Below are 1,091 nucleotides of genomic sequence, written 5' to 3'. Positions count from 1 at the left end.
GCGGTGAAGGGCTGAGGGGGCGGGCCGGGGGCCTTGGCCTGAACCGCCCCTGGCGGTGGGCACAGAACTGTGACACGCCGCTGCGGCGATACGTCCCAGGCGCCCCATTCCTACCGACACATCTCCCTGGTATCGGCACCGGCTTCGCACTAGCGTGCTGAGCCCGCGCCCTCTCCCCCACCTGCCAGGAGCCGACAGTGAACCGCCCCCTCCGCCTCGCGACGGCCGCGCTCACCGCGTCCGCGGCCCTGCTTCTGACGTCCTGCGGCAGTGACGAGAAGTCCTCCGGGAGCGACGACAAGATCGCGGGCGCCGAGCAGGGCGGGGAGAAGAAGTCACCCCCGCCGAGCGAGCCCGCCCAGGGGGCGGACCGCCCCGAGATCAAGCTGCCGTCCGACGTCACGTTCACCTTCAGCTGGGCGAAGACGGGCGACAAGACCAAGGACGCCGTCCTGGCCGACCGGGAACAGGCGATCAAGGCCATCGACATGGCCATCGCCGAGAAGGCCCCGACCCACAAGGCCTTGCGCTTCTACTACGAGGGCGACGCGGCGGCCAACGCGCAGAAGTACATCCAGGCCTACGTGAAAGCCGACGCGCGCACCACTGGCGCCTACCGCTACTACGACGCGACCGTCACGGCAGACAGCGGCACCGCGGCCCTCACGTACTGCGAGGACCAGAGCAAGGCGTACGACAAGTACCTCAAGAAGGACAAGGTCGACAAGGGCCCCGCCACCAAGAACAGCTACGTGCTCTACGCCGCCAAGCTGTCCAGGAACGACGCGGGCGTCTGGGTCACCACGCAACTGAACGCGACACGGGGGAGCGACAAATGCCAGCCATGAAGCAGAGGTCTGCGGCGCTGATAGCGCTGGCGGTGCTGGCCGCTATGGCCCTGCCCGCCACACCGGCCAGCGCCGAAAAGGGAATCGGCGGCGGCACCGCGGCACCCCCGCCCGAGGTGTCGGGCGATCAGAAGGACGGGTCGCTGACGGCGACCGCCGGCGGCATCAGCTACGACACCTCCAAGAACGGCACCGGCCCCAAGGCCGGCCCCATCGCCCCGGCGGGCGACTACAGCCCGCCCC

Annotated in this window: 1 protein-coding gene and 1 pseudogene; both read left to right on the top strand. The window is 69.8% G+C overall.

Going from position 1 to position 1,091, the window contains the following annotated elements; genetic code table 11:
• Positions 1–197: 197 nt before the first annotated feature.
• Complete coding sequence (locus tag GKQ77_RS32970; RefSeq protein WP_219692813.1) at positions 198–848, top strand: hypothetical protein; 651 nt, start codon at positions 198–200, stop codon at positions 846–848.
• Positions 836–1,091, top strand: a pseudogene (locus tag GKQ77_RS32965) (hypothetical protein); the annotation flags it as partial. The gene GKQ77_RS32970 and the pseudogene GKQ77_RS32965, both read left to right, overlap by 13 nt.

Origin of the sequence: Streptomyces anatolicus (assembly GCF_019400875.1) — a bacterium.
Lineage (GTDB): Bacteria > Actinomycetota > Actinomycetes > Streptomycetales > Streptomycetaceae > Streptomyces > Streptomyces anatolicus.
Note: the sequence above shows the minus strand (reverse complement) of the source record. Positions and strands in the feature narration are given on the sequence as shown.